We start from the raw sequence: 16,556 nt of genomic DNA on the forward strand, positions 1-16,556 counted from the left end.
CTTGACTCGGCGGGCACGTTCGGGACACTCGACCAGCGAGTAGGACGGGACAATGTCAAACACGACGCTTCTCCTAGCATGATGGGTGGGCCGTCTATTCCCCGGCCTGGGTTGAGAGGATTGCGTATGCAGCAGAAGCCGACCACTTTTCGTTTTATATTGCCACTGGAAGTAGCAGCGATCATTAGCTCGCAACTTCTGGGCACAACGACCAACATCATTCTGAAGAATCTGAACGGCACATTGTCACTTCCAATTAAAAGGAGGAATCCTGACCAGGGAGGAGGGCCAACGCTTGCCCCGCCCCTAGGGTTCGAGAGAGCTTCAAATTGCATGCCAAATCGAAAATCGTGGGGCGACTGGACTACCTATTCTCCAACCAACCCGGAAAACTTCCAGGTATCCATCGAGGCACTTGCCTTCACGATCACAACCGACGACTGGACTGGCGAGATGCGGTCAGATTTCAGCGATCACATAGCCAGTGCTCCAGATGAACTCAAAAGCGAATTGCAGGACTGGGTAAAAAGATTCTGCTCATGGACCCAACTGATTGTCAACCAACCCCTAGATCTCACCGATCCGATTCCCGGTGTAATCGCTCGCCCTAGTGAACAAATGCTTAGCTGGGCCGAGTTGGAGGGCAGCCGTAGTAAAATCGATTCAAGTGCAGGACCGCTGTCGATCGAAGTAGCTGAACGGGCCAACCCGTTGAGCGAACGCCTTATTGAAGAGGGTGAGTTCGCTAGAATAGTCGAACTCACCAACAATCCGACTATCACGGCACCAATGGCCGTAACATTACATGGCGCCGCCCAATTGGCCGCACAACGACGTAAATGGCGCCAGGCAATATCGGAGATAGGCACCGCAGTCGAGGCGATATATACGGAGCTACTAGGCTTGCCCACGAATCACAAAAAAACGTTGGGCGCTTTGCTTAAGACAGCGGAAGATGCCAGCATTAGTATTCCCACGGGTACGAAGGAAAAAATTCTAAACCCTCGGAATTCTGCGGTGCACCAAGGCATCCCACCGAGCCAGAATACAGTTCTCGATGCTATCGAAATCCTCGCTGGGCTTATCAGGACTCATCATCCGGGCTGGATCGGCGGCGAGAGCCTCGCTGCTGTACATAGGCCATATCAGCACGACCTATCAATCGTTATAACTTGACGGACCAACTACGCTTATGACTTCGCTAGCGCAGCCTTCATAGGCTCGACGGAGCCCTCGCTGACTTAATGAAGAAGCGGCGGCTTACTTGCACTCTGGGATATTCATGGTTTCTGTGGCATCGGGATGGTATCACCACTCCATCTGTTTAGGTTGGAGGTGTCGATGACTCGACCTTTATAGCCGACCCAGGAAAAGATCAGGAGTCCGAGCCAATGGGATAGTATCAGCCAAGATTCACGCAATAGTCCTTTATGAAGGTAGATATCGCTCGGATTCTTTGGGTGAGTAAGATTATGGCGAACTTCCGCGACCGCCTTAGCTGCATCACCGCCCTGCGCCTTAGCATAAGCCGCCAAGGCCGGTAGATGCTTAGGAACGAAGATACTGATGCCCGCATCAGACAACAGTCTTCTTACGCGCCAGTCGGCCTTTTCACTGTCGACTTTTTTAGGATCCATGCCCTGCTCGTGCACGAGACGAATCCAAGCGAGATGTTCGATTGCAGCAACAGCAAGCAGGACTCGCTGCTCAAGGAGGGCGGTACCGTTAGCACCAAGATAAGCTTGCGTTAGAAAACTCATGGCCGACCGTCGGGAAGGGGTAAGAAAGCTGTGCATCAAAGGAACAGCGACTTCTTCTAGCTCGACTCCCATGCTGACGTTCCAGAGTTCTTGACGACCCTGCGTAAGTTGATCGACCTTTGGGCACGACCATTCCTCCCAGACCTTATCGCCCTTTGAATCCCGTCCTCCATATACCGGGGCAAAGTAGCGCCCGATCAAAAAGGATAGCGAGAGGTGTAGCGCCTCCATCACCTCAGCGACATTCGCTTCTACGAACTCTGTACTATCGGCCTTTCTGACACGGATGGCATGGGTCCGGGCGAATCCCCCAGATTCACCCAGCCCCTCCAGCACAGGGGAAAGATCGGGACGTGCATCGATCGTTATTTCCCACCCGTCAACAACCCATTGCTGCCGGCCAGCCCACGCCCACGACTCGCGCTGTGAAGTAGTCGCCAGCGGAGAACCCAGAGTGCTGACAAAGTTGACTAGGGATCCTGAGATCTGATTTACGGGTGACGATGCTTGGCCCATGATTGTTCTCTCGGCCAGCCACGCTGTGGCCATGTTCCACGCCGATCTACGGTGATATACCTCGATGGTGTTGTTCGAGCCATCTAAATCTTCTAGCCGAACGCGGAAAGGTCGAATCTTGTGGAGCTGCAACCATCTCGATTCTGACTGATCCGACGTCAGTGAAACCTTAATCTGGTGACGCGGAAACCATTCCATCGTGACCGTAACGGAACAAGGCATATCTAGTTCCAGTAGGTGTCCTCGTCCCTCGTAGAGGATCGCGTCGGCGCTGTCTGTTGCGTCTGCGATCAAGCCGGGGAGGGGTTCTTCGCTGCTCATGCGCGTCAGTCTTACGCACCGTGGAGCCCAAGCGTCGCGCCTGAATCGGTCAGTGACAAAATCGAGACCTACCAGTAGAGGCTGAAGTGAGCATCCTCGGCTTTCATCAACTACAAGTCCGGATCGTCCAGCTCCCAAATGACGCCTGTCCGTGCGCTCTCGCATCTCGCTGCCGGGACCCGGCCCCAGGCGGCGTGCCGGGCCGCCGAGCGGGCGCACGGGCATGCGAGAGGGGCAGCAACTTCCGTTCCCTGGTCTTCCCCCGTCCTCCTCGTATCTGCCGATCCCCAGGACGAGACCGTCGTGTCAAGGGTCAACGAAGTTGATCGCAAAGCGACGCCACAGGCGCCCTTGAGTCGGCGGGTCTCGTCCGGATACTTGAGCAGCGAGGAGGGCGGAAGGCGATGATTTCGCTATCCCTTCTGGTTCTCTCGACTTTCGGTCGACTCTTCCAATTGAAGCTCACGTTTGCGCTGCTCATCCTTTAAAGCTTCGACATTTTGAGCGAAACGTCCCAGAGCAACGTTTTCGTCATCGCCTTCATACTCTCCTATGCCAAGCTCAACAGCTTTATAGTGTTTCTTGATGGCATCCGCCGTTTGCTGTTGACCAAAACTGCGCTCCCGAAACTTAAAGAACCCCGTAGCTCCCGCCGATACACTGACCACCGCGCTAATCGCCGCGGCGAGCCATCTGAACCAATCCTGGGTGTTGGGATTAGTGGCAGCAGCACCAGTAAGGCTAGTGGCGGAAACTGAGCCTACGATGATTGCCCACTGAAACAGGTTTGCTGTGCGCCGGTTGCGACTAGCACGGCGCTCCAGGTCATGGACGTCATCAAGAGCGGATACTCGATAGATCCGAAGGGCAACCAGGGAATCCGCCTCCTGGGATGCCGCCAGATTGCGGTGCTGCGCTTGTAATTCGTGAAGCTTGTATCGGACCTCATCGATTTCAGGTCTTGCTTTTAGCAGAAATATGGACGCTACGGCCGTTGATACAAGAGCCGCGATCGTTCCTATAACGCTGAAGGTATCACGATAGTTGGCCCATATACCTACGAGCATTGCCCAGCCAAGGAACCCCGTAGCTCCCAAACTTGCCAGCAGCCATATCACGCGGAGGCGCTGGACCGCCTTAAGCCCTCGAAGAACGGTTTGCCCCTGATCCAAAGCGGTGGCTGTCTCTCGTTGCCGTACTTCGAGGTCCTTAGTCATAGTCGCTCCATGGGCAGGCCATAGGCTTTGACGATCCACAAAAGACTAGATCGACATCAGCAGCGATGCCACTGGTTGGCTCGCATTGGTTACGTCCCTAGATCAGGCGGTCCGAGCTGCCGGCGGCCGGGACCGGCCCCCAGGCCGCATGCCCGGCCGCCGAGCGGGCGACGGGCCGCGAGGCGGCGCGCAGCGCCGCCGCCTTGAGCGGCACATCGTTCCCGGCCTCGGCGAAGTGCCGGTCGGCAAACTCTCCACAGCGCTTGTCCGCTCCTGGCGAGCCGCCCTCATAGACAAAGGTGTCTCGGTGTCCACGGCCGCCAAGGCGTACCGGCTGCTGCGTGCCGTTCTCATGACGGCGGTCGAAGAGGACAAGCTGATCAGCCAGAACCCCTGCCGGATCAAGGGTGCGGACAACGAGCAGACGCCGGAGCGGCCCATTCTCACCGTCGCCCAGGTCTTCGAGCTGGCAGACCGGATGGCGGACCGGCGATTCCGGGCGCTGATCCTGCTTACCACCTTCGCGAGCCTGCGATGGGGCGAAGTGATCGGGCTGCGGCGCTCGGACATCGACATCGAAGCGCGCACGGTCCGCGTCCGGGAACAGCTCATCGAGCTGGACGGCGGAGACATGGTGCTCGCGCCGCCCAAGTCACGGGCCGGCAAGCGCATCGTCAGCATCCCCTCGGCCATCGTTCCGGCGCTCGTCGACCACCTCGACCAGTTCACCGGCACGGGCGACGACGCGTTCGTCTTTCTCGGCAAGCGTGGTGCGTTCCTCCGCGGTGGCAACTTCCGGCGTGAGGCCAAGTGGGCGGAAGCGCTCAAGGAGATGGGCGTCAAGGGCCTGCACTTCCATGACCTGCGGCACACGGGCAACACGCTCGCCGCGCAGTCGGGCGCGAGCCTGGCCGACCTCAAGGCGCGGATGGGCCACGACAGCGACCGGGCCGCGCTCATCTACCAGCACGCCACGCGTGACGCCGACCGGAAGATCGCCGATGCCCTCAGCGCGCGAGTCGAGGCGGAACGCGATGCCGGCAAGAGCTAATGGCACGTTAATGGCACGAACGCCGCTTCCCATGATCGGAGAAGCGGCGTTTTGGCTGGTGGAGCCTAGGGGATTCGAACCCCTGACTTCCTGCTTGCAAAGCAGGCGCTCTGCCAGCTGAGCTAAGGCCCCTGAGCGAACACGAGCTGTGCGAACGCACAGATCGCCAGCTGTTCGGTCCGTACACCGTAGCAACAGGCCCGGTCTCCGCGCCACTCGGCGCATCCAGCACGCCGAGATGCGGGTGAGCCACGCGGCAAACCGACCGGACCGGGGCCGTGGTGTCCCCCGCCCGACGTCGAGCGGGGGATGTCATCGTGCCGGCGGTCCGGTTCATGATGGCCCTCCGACCACCGGCGACGCCAAGGAAAGCCGACGGCCGTAAAGGCCCGCCGTACTGCGGCCTCATAGGGCGTGCGAGGTCACCAGACGAGGTCACCAGACGGAGGTGGCCACCTTCTGGGTGCTGAGCTCGCTGCTGAGGATCAATGTGGGGAAGTCCGCGATCGAGTCCAGGATATGCGTGGCGCCGCCGCTCAGCATGCGCTCACGGCTGTGGACTCCGGTCAGCACGCCCGCGACGATGGATGCGCCGGCGCGGCTGCCGCAGAGCATGTCGTTCTCCGAATCGCCGGCCACGGCGACGTGCCGGACGTCCTCGATCCCCGCCCGCAGGCCCGCCGTCAGGACCATGTCGGGATAGGGACGGCCGCGCCCGGCGTCCTGGGGACACAGGGCGAGATCGAGCTTGTCGGCCCAGGGGAGCGTGCTCAGGACCCGGCCCAGGGTGGACCGGCTGAAACCGGTGATCAGTGCGATCTTCACTCCGGCGCTGCGGAGCTTGTCGAGCGCCTCGACGGTTCCGGGCAGGGGGATGAGCCCCGTCCGCTCGATCGCCCCCTCATAGGAACGTTCGAACGTCAGGTTCGCCGCCTGCGCCTGTGCCTCGTTGCCGGGGAAGATGCCGCGGAACACTTCGATCTTGGGACATCCCCGGGACCTGTGCACATGCACCATGGCACGTGCATACGCACTGGTCCCGGGAACGATGCCCTGCGTGGCGATCGCCTCGGCGAACGCCCTCTCGACCATGGCGATGTCACCGATCGTGGTACCCGCCAGGTCCAGGCAGGCCAGTTTGACGGGTGTCATTCCCGCACCTTTTCCACGATCACGACCCATCCCGGATGGTCAGTTCTCGCTACCGGTCGCCTCGGTCCACAGGTCCAGCTCGGCGCGGTCAGCCTGCACCTTGCGCCAGACCAGCAGCCCCCCGAGAGCGACCAGCGCGAGAACGAGCAGCTTCTTCACGGTGTGACCCCACTTCTCAACGGTCTCACCTGCCGGGTGAGACAACGCCCGGTTCTACGGTTCCCTGCAGCCTAGCAAGGGTTCGGCCCGTGACCCCGTTAGCTCGGAAATCGGTCGCGCCGAATCTGCCGATACGGCCCGCCTGTCCGGCCTGCCGTACGGCTCGCGTGGCTGGTGGATGAGATCAGAAGTGCCCAGGTCGTCGCGGCGCTAACCCCTGGGAAGAGCGGCGGGAGAGCCGGTGGTGGGGGGTGGTTTCGGACACCGGACCCTCGACTCCGCTATAAGCGGAAGCCATTGAAACCAAACAAAAATGGATCAAACTGCGTCAAAACAAAGCCGTACCAAGCGATCAGGGGAGAGTCGCGCGTAGGTTGACCGTCGTGCCTTCGGGGCCGGTACGGACGACCGCGCCGGCCAGGCGCTCCATCAGCCAGATCCCCCGGCCCCCGAAGTCGAACCGGGTGGCCGGCTCCTCACGCTCCAGGACCTCGGTGGGGATGCCGGGCCCCATGTCCGTGATCTCGCATACCAGCCGCCCCGGCTCCGTCCACATCGCGATGCCGCGCGGCGGCGAGGCATACCGCACCGCATTCGTCACCGCCTCGTGCACAGCCAGCACGAAGTCCTCGAGGGCGGCGCCCTTCAGCCCGGCGTCCTGCGCCGACTCAGTGACGAGATGCCGCACCCGGGTGATCGAGCTTCGATCGAACTCCAGGCTCAGCAGGCTGCCCGTCAACGTCATCACCGCCTTCCCGCGTTCGCCACAGTGGTACTACTCCTTTAACCCCCGATACGCACCTGACACGTCTTTTTTGGTGCGGCATCTGCCGAAGGCCGCGACAGGATGACGGACATGCGGTAACGAGGCTGGTCAGGATGCTACGACACAGTTCAGAGCTCCGTCATGATCTGGGCGAGGATTCTGCCGGTCTCCTGTGCCGGTTCGGCGTCCACGCACAGGCTCTCCATGACCGCGAGATAGCGATCGGCGTCCTCGGGTTTGTCGAGATAGACGGCGCTCGTGAGCTGTTCGAGGTAGACGACGTCGGGAAGGTCGGCCTCGGAGAAGCGCAGGATGCTGAACGGCCCGCCCGCCGCGGCGTGGCCGCCGACGCTGAACGGCACCACCTGCAGGGTCACATGGGGCAGGGCGACCAGCTCCAGCAACCGCTGGATCTGGTCGCGCATCACGTCCGGGCCGCCGAGCGAGCGGCGCAGGACGGCCTCGTCGACGACCGCCCAGATGTGCGGAGGGTCCGGCCGGGTCAGCACTTCCTGCCGGGCCATGCGCAGCCGGACGCGGCGCTCGACGTCATCCGCGGGTGCGGCGGGATGCCCCAGCCGGACGACCGCACGCGCGTAGTCCTCGGTCTGAAGCAGGCCCGGGATGAACTGGACCTCATAGTTCCGGATGCTTCCGGCGGCCTGCTCAAGACCGACATACGTCTCGAACCAGGACGGCAGGACATCGTCGTAGCTGTGCCACCAGCCCTGGGTGTTGGCCTGGGAGACAAGCGAGACCAGCGCCTCACGGTCGGCCTCGTCGGTCACGCCGTACAACGTCAGGAGATCGCCGATGTCCCGTACGCGGAAGCTGACACGGCCCAGCTCCATGCGGCTGATCTTGCTGTGCGACGCGCGGATGGCCCGGCCGGCCTCCTCCAGCGTGATGCTCCTGCGCTCGCGCAGACGGCGCAGCTGTGTGCCCAGGAGGATCCGGAGGACTGTCGAAGAACTGCGACGGAGCTGAGCGTGGAGATAGCGGGGGCGTGGCGCGCCCTCTGTGGAGGCCGCAGTCATATGAGTCCTTATGGGGCGCACCGGACGATTTACGCCAGGTTCACGATACCCGCACGGCTCTTTCGCGCAAGTGGGGTGATCAGTCAAGGACCAAATCCTCTAGCCACGGATGAGATCGTCGAACTCGCCGTCCTTGGTGGACAGCACGAAGGCCGCCAGCTCCTGCCGGGCGTAGATGAGAACGGGACCGCCGGGATGCCGCGAGTTCCGCATGGCGACCTGGCCGTCGGGCAGCTCCGCGAGCTCCACGCAGTTGCCGTTCGGATTGCTGTGCCGGCTCTTCCGCCACGCGACCTGCCCCAACAGGGACGATGGCATTCCGTTGTAGATGGCGGTCATCTGCGCCTCACTTCCGGTTTACCGGTCACAATACGACGCTGTGCGTTTGCACGTGCATCCGTACTTGCACAGCAACATCATTAGCGGCAGTATGACTAACTCGAGTGATCCCGTCACATGGCCGACATCGACCTCATAGGGCTCCCAAAATGACTGGTTATCGGACAGACACCGCTTCCGTGGCAGAAGCCGATAGCGAGGGCTGGGACGGCTGGCTGACCACTCTCGACCAGGTCTTTCCGGACGGCTGCGCCTGGCCGTGGGCGAACGACGAGTGGGACGAGGGACACGCCAGGCTTCAGGTCGCGATCCAGGAGTTCCACCGTGACATCCTTGCGGCCCGTACGGCCCGGCGTTTCACGGCCGGTGTGCTGCGGACGTGGACGATGTCGGAGCTCATCGACGACGCCGCTCTCGCGGTTTGCGAACTGGTTACCAACGCCGTCCGGCATGGGTTGCGCTATCCGGTCATCCGTCCCCATCCGGTCCGGTTGCTGATGTTCCGCTCGCGCCGCTCGCTGCTGTGCGTGGTGACCGATCCGAGCAGCGACCCTCCCGTGCTGCGCGAGCCTGACTACGTCGCGGAGAACGGGCGCGGCCTCCAGGTGGTCGCCGGAGTCAGCCGCATGTGGGGATGGACGCCTCTGCGCCCCCTGGGCAAGGCGGTCTGGGCCGGCTTCACCGTCACCAAGGCCCGGATGGAAGCCTGTCGCTGAGATCGCGCGGGCCCGGCCGCCTGAGGACCGGCTCTCCGGCTACCTGAGGGGGACCGCTCGCGAGAACGCCGATGCCGTACGGCACTCGCCCGCGAGATGTGGAGGCGCGGGCTCTCGATCCCTATCCTGAGCCGGTCGGGATGCGGTAAATCTAGGCGGGCATTGTTTGAATCGATCCACGGGTGGTCGTGGGCGGTGGCGCACGGCACCTGCCTCGATCCTGGCCGGTTGGAAGGTGCGACTCGTGGTGACGATCACCGGCTCGGCATCGTGACCGGGAACAGGGCGAATACGGGAAACGCCGCGACCACCCCGAACGCGGCGAACAGCGTGGACGCGGTTCTCTACACCGACCGGCACCTGCGCGTGAGCTGGGCGGCCGGGAGTTCGTCCGTGGTGCTCACCGGCGAGGTGGACGTCTCCAACAGCGCTGCCCTCGCCTCCGTGCTGAGCGAGGCCCGCGACTCGCACGGCGAGATCGAGATCGACACGGGGGACCTGCGGTTCGTCGACCTGGCGGGACTGCGTGCCCTGGCGCCCAGCGGCTGCCCGGGAGACCGGATGCGTCTGCGGAACGTGCCACCGTACATGGCCCGCCTGCTGGAGATGCTCGGCCCCACTCCCTGCCCCTGACCCGGCCCCCTTCACTCAAGCCCCCTCCTTCGCCACCGTCCGAGCCGCCGCTCGCGGTCCATCGGGTGCCACCAGGTGTCACCAGGTGCCACGAAGCGGCCTCCGCCTGATGCTCCCTGGCTAACCGAGGGCGAGGTCGAGCTTGAACGCGGCGCTGATCAACGCCAGATGGGTGAACGCCTGCGGGAAGTTGCCGAGCTGCTCACCGGTGTGCCCGATCTCCTCCGCGTACAGGCCGAGGTGGTTGGCGTAGGTCAGCATCTTCTCGAAGGCCAGGCGGGCCTCGTCGAGCCGGCCGGCGCGGGCCAGCGCCTCGACGTACCAGAACGAGCAGATCGAGAACGTGCCCTCCTCGCCGCGCAGGCCGTCCGGGCTGGTCCGGGGGTCGTAGCGGTACACGAGCGAGTCCGACACCAGCGCCTCGCCGAGGGCGTCGAGGGTGGACAGCCACTTGGGATCCGTTGGGGAGACGAACTTGGCGAGCGGCATCATCAAGACGGCGGCGTCGAGCACGTCCTCGTCGTAGTGCTGGACGAACGCCTGCAGCTCCCGCGACCAGCCGCGCCGCATGATCTGCCGGTAAATCGTGTCGCGGTTCTCGCGCCAGCGCGACAGATCGGCGGGCAGGCCACGATGAATGGCCATCCGCGTGGCACGCTCGATCGCCACCCAGCACATCAGCCGGGAGTACACGAAGTCCTTGCGGCCGCCCCGGGTCTCCCAGACCCCCTCGTCGGGCTGGTCCCAGTTGTCGCAGACCCAGTCGACCAGCACGCAGACCTGGTCCCACTGGTCGCTGGAGATCGGCTGCCCCCACTTGTCGTACAGATAGATCGAGTCGATGAGGGCGCCGTAGATGTCGAGCTGGAGCTGATCGACGGCGGCGTTCCCGGTCCGCACGGGGGCCGACCCCTGGTAGCCCTCCAGGTGGCCGAGCTCGCGTTCGGGGAGGTCGCACCGGCCGTCGATGCCGTACATGATCTGCAGTGGGCCCGATTCGTCGACGCCACAGGTCGTGACGTGCCTGGACAGGAAGTCCATGAACGCCTCGGCCTCGCCCGTGAAGCCCAGCCTGAGCAGCGCGTACACGCAGAAGGCGGCGTCGCGGATCCAGACGTGGCGGTAGTCCCAGTTGCGCTCCCCGCCGATCTGCTCAGGCAGGCTCGTTGTCGGAGCGGCCACGATCCCGCCGGTCGGCGCGTAGGTCAGCAGCTTGAGCGTCAGGGCGGAGCGGTGGACCATCTCGCGCCAGCGGCCGCGGTAGCGCGACGAGGACAGCCACGTCCGCCAGAACTTAACGGTCGCGGCGAACTGCTCCTCGGCCTCGGCCAGCGGGCACGACCTCATCTCGACGCCGTCGCCGACCCGGTCGAGGGCGAACACCGCGGACTCGCCCTCATGAAGCTTGAACTGCGACCACACGTCCTGGTTGTCGGCTTCCAGCGGCACGCTCGCGGTCAGGGTGAGGGAGAGCGACGGCGCCGTGAAGATCGCCTGGCCCTCCTGGACCCGCACGGTGTGCGGCTCGGTCGCGTACCCGAACCTGGGGGCGACCCTGGCGCGGAACGGCAGCGATCCCCGGGCGCAGAGCACGCGCCTGATCAGCCGGTGCCGGTCGATCTCGCGCGACTCGTCCATGATGGGCATGAAGTCCTGGATCTCCCCCACGCCGTCAGCGGCGTAGAACCGGGTGATCAGGACATTCGTGTCAGGGAAGTAGAACTGCTTGGTCCGCGCCGGCACGTCGGCGGCAAGCTGGAACGACCCGCCGCGATCGGCGTCGAGGATCGCCCCGAACACGCTGGGAGCGTCGAAGCGCGGACAGCAGTACCAGTCGATCGTGCCGTTGACGCCGACGAGCGCCGCGGTGCGGAGGTCGCCGATCAACCCGTGCTCGGCGATCGGCAGGTACCGAGAGGTGCCGGAAGGAGCAAATTGCTGAGTTTCCGGCCACATACCGCTGATTTCCGAGATACCTGTCATATTGGCCTTCTCCCACAGGATCTCCTCAAGCTATTCCGCTTCCGGTCTGTCCTGAACCAAGGAAACGGCACGTTTCCCCCATGTACGGCCGGGCCGCCCCGCCGTCCAGCACGGGGTCGCTGACGTGCTGAAACAGGAGAAGTGGGAGACTGTGGAGGAGATCACGGTACGACCTGCCGACCGCTTTGGGGGCAGAAATGTCCGCGGTAAAGCAAGGACGGAAGTTCCGGGAAGAACCGGACGGCAGCTACGTCACGTCGGCGCGGGGCATGGATGTCCTGCGCGACCCGGTCCTGAACAAGGGAACGGCGTTCACCCCCGAGGAACGTGCCGAGCTGGGGCTGGACTCGCTTCTGCCGCCGGTGGTCATGGGGCTCGACGAACAGGCGCGCCTCGCATACGGCCAGTATCGCGCCCAGCCCACCAACCTGCGCAGGAACGTCTACCTGACAGCTCTGCACGATCGGAACGAGGTGCTCTTCCACCGCCTGCTCGGCGAGCATCTCGGGGAGATGCTCCCGATCGTGTACGACCCGACGGAGGGCGAGGCGATCAGGCAGTACAGCCGGGAGTACCGCCGGCCACGCGGGGCCTCCCTGTCGATCGACCATCCGGACAGCGTGCAGCGGATCTTCGAGAACCTCGGGCTGGGCGCCGGGGATCTCGACCTGATCGTGGCCTCCGACGCGGAGGACATCCTCGGCGTCGGCGACTGGGGCGTCGGCGGCGGCCTCGACATCGCGGTGAGCACGATCGCCGTGTACACGGCCGCGGCCGGCATCGACCCGGCGCGGGCCATCCCCGTCGCGCTCGACGTCGGCACCGGCAACCAGCAACTGCTCGCGGACCCCTTCTACGTCGGCAACCGGCATTCGCGGGTGCGGGGGCGGCGCTACGACGACTTCATCGACACCTTCGTCTCCGCCGTCTCCCGGCTGTTCCCCCACGCGGTCCTGCACCTCGAGGGCTTCACGGCGGAGAACGGCAGGCGGATCCTGGAGCGGCACGCCGGCCGGGCATGCGTCTTCGACGGCGGCATCCAGGCCACCGGCGCGATCACGCTCGCGTCGGCGCTGAGCGCCACCCACGTCACCGGCACGCCGCTGCACGAACAGCGGATCGTCGTCTTCGGGTTCGGTACGGCCGGCGTCGGGATCGCCGACCAGCTCCGCGGCGCGATGATCCGCGACGGAGTGGACGAGCGGGCCGCGACCCGGCGGATCTGGGCCCTGGACGCGTCCGGGCTGCTGACCGACGACATGCCGTTCCCGATCGCCCCAGACCGGGCGTCCTACGCCCGCCCGGCCGCCGAGGTCGCGTCGTGGCGGCGCGAGGAGGACGGCCGGATCGGCCTCGCCGAGGTCGTGGCGCGGGTCAGGCCCACCATGCTCATCGGCGTCTCCGGCGCTCGGGGAGCCTTCACCGAACCGGTCGTCCGCGAGATGGCCGCCCACGTCGAACGGCCGGTCATCTTCCCGCTGTCGCATCCGGCTGATCGCATCGAGGCGACGCCCGGCGACCTCGTCCGGTGGACCGGCGGACGGGCCCTCGTCGTCACCGGCGTTCCCTCCGGCCCGGTCATGCACGACGGCGTCGGCTACGCCATCGGCCATGCCGACAACGCGCTGGTCTACCCCGGCTTGGGGCTGGGCGCGATCGTGTCACGGGCGACCCGGATCAGCACGGGGATGCTCTCGACCGCCGCCGAGACCGTCGCCGGGCTGGTCGACGTGCACACGCCCGGCGCGTCGCTCCTGCCACCGGTGGACGAGCTGCGCACGGTCTCCGCCACGGTCGCGGCCGACGTCGCCGACCGGGCGGCCAAGGAGGGGCTGGCCAGGGCCGAGCTGCCCGACACCCTCCAGCAGGTGCGGGACGCGATGTGGGAGCCCGTCTACCGCCACGTCAAGGCGGCCGGAGCATGACGACGCCCTGTCGCACGGCGCCACGGGGGAAGGCCGTAGAGAGAGGTCGTGGGAGATGGCGAAACGCACGGTGGCCGACCAGTTCGTGGAGATCCTGCTCGCCGCGGGGGTGCGGCACATGTACGGGGTCGTGGGTGACAGCCTCAACCCCGTCGTGGACGCCGTCCGCCGCCACGAGGGCATCGAATGGGTGCACGTCAGGCACGAGGAGGCCGGCGCGTTCGCCGCGGGCGCGGAGGCCCAGCTCACCGGCCGGCTCGCCGCGTGCGCCGGGAGCTGCGGCCCGGGGAACGTCCATCTGATCAACGGTCTCTACGACGCCCACCGCAGCATGGCGCCGGTGATCGCGCTCGCCGCCCAGATCCCGAGCACCGAGATCGGCACGAGCTACTTCCAGGAGACCACCCCCACGCTGTACTTCCGGGAGTGCAGCTACTTCTGCGAGCTGGTCTCCCGGCCCGAGCAGCTGCCGAGGGTCACCCAGATCGCCATCCAGGAGGCGATCGGCAACGACGGGGTCGCGGTCGTGGTCCTGCCCGGCGACGTGGCCGACCTCCCGGCCGGCGGCGCCTACCTCGAGCATTCCTACCGGCTCGAACAGCAACCGACCGCCCGGCCGTCCGACGCCGTGCTGGAGGAGCTCGTCCAGATGATCGACGCGGCCAGGCGGGTGACGCTGTTCTGCGGTCGCGGTGTCGCCGGGGCGCACGACGAGGTGGTGGCCCTGGCCGCGCGGCTCAAGGCCCCCGTCGGCTACGCGCTTCGCGGCAAGGACTGGGTCGCCTACGACAATCCGTACGAGGTCGGGATGTCCGGGCTGCTCGGCTACGGCGCCTGCTACGAGGCCATGCACGAGTGCGACCTGCTGGTGCTGCTCGGCACGGACTTTCCGTACGTCCAGTTCATGCCGTCGGAGCCGAAGGTCGTCCAGGTGGATCTGCGCCGTGAACGCCTGGGCCGCCGCTCCCGGCTCGACCTCGGCGTCTGGGGGGATGCCAGGGAGACCGTGCGGGCGCTGCTGCCGCGAGTGGCGGAGAAGACCGACTTCGCCTTCCTCGACAAGATGCTGCGCCGGCACCACGATCTCGTCGGCCGGCTCCGCACGTATGCCACAGAGGTGAGCGGTCACCGCCCGATCCACCCGGAGCACGTCGCCGCCACCCTCGACGAGTTCGCGGCAGGCGACGCCGTCTTCACCGTCGACACCGGGATGTCCACCGTGTGGGCCGCGCGTCTCATCAACCCCAACGGGCGGCGACGCCTCATCGGGTCGTTCGTCCACGGTTCGATGGCCAACGCGCTGCCCCAGGCGATCGGCGCGCAGGTCGCCTACCCGGACCGGCAGGTCGTCGCCATGTGCGGGGACGGCGGCTTCGCCATGCTGATGGGCGACTTCCTCACCCTCCTGCAGTACGGCCTGCCGGTGAAGGTGGTCATCTTCAACAACGGCTCGCTCGGCATGGTCGCGCTGGAGATGCTCGTCGCGGGCTACCCGCCGTACCAGACCGCATTGAAGAACCCCGACTTCGCCGCCATGGCGAGCGCGGCCGGGGTGAAGGGGATCAGGATCGAGGACCCGGCCGACGTCCGCGACGGCCTGCGGGAGGCTCTCGCGGCGGACGGGCCGGTGCTCGTGGACGTGCTCACCGACCCGAACGCCCTGTCCATGCCGCCCAAGATCAAGGGGGAGCAGGTCAGGGGGTTCGCGCTGGCCATGACGAGGCTCGTCCTGGCGGGGGAGGCCGACGAGGTCGTCAACATGGCCCGCAGCAACCTCCGCAACCTCCCCCGCCTCTGAGCTGACCTCCGACCTGCTCAGACCGGCCGCTGCCGGCCCGGCGCCGAGCGTCCAGTGCATGATCACGTACGGCGAAGCCGCAGGCAGGCGGGATGTGCGGGAAAGCGCGCATGATCACGGCGTGGGGGGTGGCGGGTCAGGCGGGGCGGGGGGCGATCTCCTCGAGCTCGGCCAGTGCCTCGTCGTCCGGGATCCAGGCGGCCGCGGCGGCGTTGGCCTTGACCTGCTCGGGGCGGGTCGCGCCCGCGATCACCGAGGCCACGGCAGGCTGCGCGAGGAGACCGCCGATCGCCACGTCGAGCAGACTGACGCCCTGGCGCTGGGCGAACGCCTCCAGCTTCTCCACCACGTCGAAGCGCTCGCCGGTGAGGTACTGCGGCCGGCCGGCCAGGCGGGTGCCCTCCGGCGCCCCCGCGCCCCGGCGGTACTTGCCCGTGAGCAGGCCGTTCGCCAGCGGGAAGTACGGCAGGAGGCCGATGCCGTGATGCAACAGCGCCGGGGTCAGCTCCCGCTCCGCCCGCCGGTCCAGCAGGCTGTACTCGTTCTGCGCGCTGACGAAGCGCTCGTATCCCTCGGTCCGGGCGATCCAGTCGGCGTCGGTCACCTGCCACCCCGCGAAGTTCGACGAGCCGACATAGCGGACCTTCCCCTCGCGGACCAGGTCGGACAGGGTGGACAGGGTCTCCTCGATCGGCGTCGAGGCGTCGGGGAAGTGAAGCTGGTAAAGGTCGATCCAGTCGGTCCGCAGCCGGCGCAGCGACCGCTCGACGGCCTTGCGGATGTACCGCCGGGAGCCTCGGGCTCCCCAATCCGGGCCATTCGCCCCGCCCGTGTCTCCGCCGAACTTGGTGGCCAGGACCACCTCGTCGCGGCGGCCCCGCAGGACCTCGCCCAGGAAGGTCTCCGACTCCCCGTAGATGTCGGCGGTGTCGATCAGGGTGATCCCGGCCTCGAAGGCGGCGTCGACCACGGCCCGCGTCGCGTCCAGGTCGATCCGGCGGCCGAAGTTGTTGCCCCCCAGGCCGACGGACGAGACGACGAGCCCCGAGTCCCCCAGCCGGCGATAAGTCATGTCCACGCTGCCGGGCACCCTCGTGCCGGCTTCCGTGACAGCTCCCACGTCAACCACTCCTCACATGTACGGCACGCCGCCGCCATTCTCGGCGCGTACGGCAGCCGCATA

The 16,556-nt window shown here is 65.6% G+C and carries 15 protein-coding genes and 1 tRNA gene; 6 read left to right on the forward strand and 10 right to left on the reverse strand.

What is annotated here, in order from left to right; translation table 11 throughout:
* The first annotated feature begins 126 nt into the window (after nucleotides 1–126).
* Nucleotides 127–1,176, forward strand: coding sequence for a DUF4145 domain-containing protein (locus N5079_RS16490; RefSeq protein WP_261584702.1), 1,050 nt, complete (start codon nucleotides 127–129; stop codon nucleotides 1,174–1,176).
* Nucleotides 1,177–1,280: 104 nt separating this feature from the next.
* Here N5079_RS16490 and N5079_RS16495 read toward each other — a convergent pair whose 3' ends face one another.
* On the reverse strand, nucleotides 1,281–2,597 hold the full coding sequence (locus N5079_RS16495; RefSeq protein ID WP_261584703.1) for a hypothetical protein: 1,317 nt from the start codon (nucleotides 2,595–2,597) through the stop codon (nucleotides 1,281–1,283).
* A gap of 413 nt (nucleotides 2,598–3,010) precedes the next feature.
* Complete coding sequence (locus N5079_RS16500) at nucleotides 3,011–3,814, reverse strand: DUF4231 domain-containing protein (protein WP_261584704.1); 804 nt, start codon at nucleotides 3,812–3,814, stop codon at nucleotides 3,011–3,013.
* Between the two features lie 307 nt (nucleotides 3,815–4,121).
* On the opposite strand from N5079_RS16500, the gene N5079_RS16505 reads away from it, so the two are divergent.
* Complete coding sequence (locus N5079_RS16505; RefSeq protein WP_261584705.1) at nucleotides 4,122–4,865, forward strand: tyrosine-type recombinase/integrase; 744 nt, start codon at nucleotides 4,122–4,124, stop codon at nucleotides 4,863–4,865.
* Between the two features lie 56 nt (nucleotides 4,866–4,921).
* Here N5079_RS16505 and N5079_RS16510 read toward each other — a convergent pair.
* The 6 genes from N5079_RS16510 to N5079_RS16535 all read right to left on the reverse strand — a co-directional run bounded on the left by N5079_RS16510 (nucleotide 4,922) and on the right by N5079_RS16535 (nucleotide 8,318).
* Nucleotides 4,922–4,997, reverse strand: a tRNA-Ala gene (locus N5079_RS16510).
* 303 nt (nucleotides 4,998–5,300) lie between these two features.
* Complete coding sequence (locus N5079_RS16515) at nucleotides 5,301–6,017, reverse strand: HAD family hydrolase (RefSeq protein WP_261584706.1); 717 nt, start codon at nucleotides 6,015–6,017, stop codon at nucleotides 5,301–5,303.
* Nucleotides 6,018–6,056: 39 nt separating this feature from the next.
* The gene (locus tag N5079_RS16520; protein ID WP_211264163.1) at nucleotides 6,057–6,176 is read right to left on the reverse strand and encodes a DLW-39 family protein; all 120 of its coding nucleotides are present in this window, start codon (nucleotides 6,174–6,176) and stop codon (nucleotides 6,057–6,059) included.
* Nucleotides 6,177–6,528: 352 nt separating this feature from the next.
* Nucleotides 6,529–6,921: an ATP-binding protein gene (locus N5079_RS16525; protein ID WP_261584707.1), complete on the reverse strand. Its 393-nt coding sequence runs from the start codon at nucleotides 6,919–6,921 to the stop codon at nucleotides 6,529–6,531.
* Nucleotides 6,922–7,070: 149 nt separating this feature from the next.
* Nucleotides 7,071–7,979: a helix-turn-helix domain-containing protein gene (locus N5079_RS16530; RefSeq protein WP_261584708.1), complete on the reverse strand. Its 909-nt coding sequence runs from the start codon at nucleotides 7,977–7,979 to the stop codon at nucleotides 7,071–7,073.
* 99 nt (nucleotides 7,980–8,078) lie between these two features.
* Nucleotides 8,079–8,318, reverse strand: coding sequence for a DUF397 domain-containing protein (locus tag N5079_RS16535; RefSeq protein WP_261584709.1), 240 nt, complete (start codon nucleotides 8,316–8,318; stop codon nucleotides 8,079–8,081).
* A 179-nt stretch (nucleotides 8,319–8,497) separates the two neighbouring features.
* Between N5079_RS16535 and N5079_RS16540 the strand changes: the two genes are divergently transcribed.
* Complete coding sequence (locus N5079_RS16540; protein ID WP_261584710.1) at nucleotides 8,498–9,034, forward strand: ATP-binding protein; 537 nt, start codon at nucleotides 8,498–8,500, stop codon at nucleotides 9,032–9,034.
* Between the two features lie 228 nt (nucleotides 9,035–9,262).
* Nucleotides 9,263–9,667 carry an STAS domain-containing protein gene (locus N5079_RS16545; RefSeq protein ID WP_261584711.1) on the forward strand — a complete coding sequence of 135 codons (405 nt, stop codon included), beginning with the start codon at nucleotides 9,263–9,265 and terminating at the stop codon, nucleotides 9,665–9,667.
* 120 nt (nucleotides 9,668–9,787) lie between these two features.
* Here the strand turns inward: N5079_RS16545 and N5079_RS16550 are convergent, their stop codons facing one another.
* Nucleotides 9,788–11,623: a glycoside hydrolase family 15 protein gene (locus tag N5079_RS16550; protein ID WP_261584712.1), complete on the reverse strand. Its 1,836-nt coding sequence runs from the start codon at nucleotides 11,621–11,623 to the stop codon at nucleotides 9,788–9,790.
* Nucleotides 11,624–11,847: 224 nt separating this feature from the next.
* Here N5079_RS16550 and N5079_RS16555 point away from each other — a divergent pair, with 224 nt between their 5' ends.
* A complete protein-coding gene (locus tag N5079_RS16555) occupies nucleotides 11,848–13,575 on the forward strand; it encodes an NAD-dependent malic enzyme (RefSeq protein ID WP_261584713.1) in 1,728 nt (575 codons plus the stop codon).
* A 55-nt stretch (nucleotides 13,576–13,630) separates the two neighbouring features.
* Nucleotides 13,631–15,373 carry a pyruvate dehydrogenase gene (locus N5079_RS16560; RefSeq protein ID WP_261584714.1) on the forward strand — a complete coding sequence of 581 codons (1,743 nt, stop codon included), beginning with the start codon at nucleotides 13,631–13,633 and terminating at the stop codon, nucleotides 15,371–15,373.
* Between the two features lie 136 nt (nucleotides 15,374–15,509).
* On the opposite strand, the gene N5079_RS16565 is transcribed toward N5079_RS16560, so the two are convergent.
* Nucleotides 15,510–16,493, reverse strand: a complete 984-nt coding sequence (locus N5079_RS16565) for an aldo/keto reductase (protein WP_261584716.1) — start codon at nucleotides 16,491–16,493, stop codon at nucleotides 15,510–15,512.
* Nucleotides 16,494–16,556 lie beyond the last annotated feature (63 nt).

The sequence above is a fragment of the Planotetraspora sp. A-T 1434 genome (assembly GCF_025420585.1).
Classification (GTDB): Bacteria; Actinomycetota; Actinomycetes; order Streptosporangiales; family Streptosporangiaceae; genus JAOEGB01.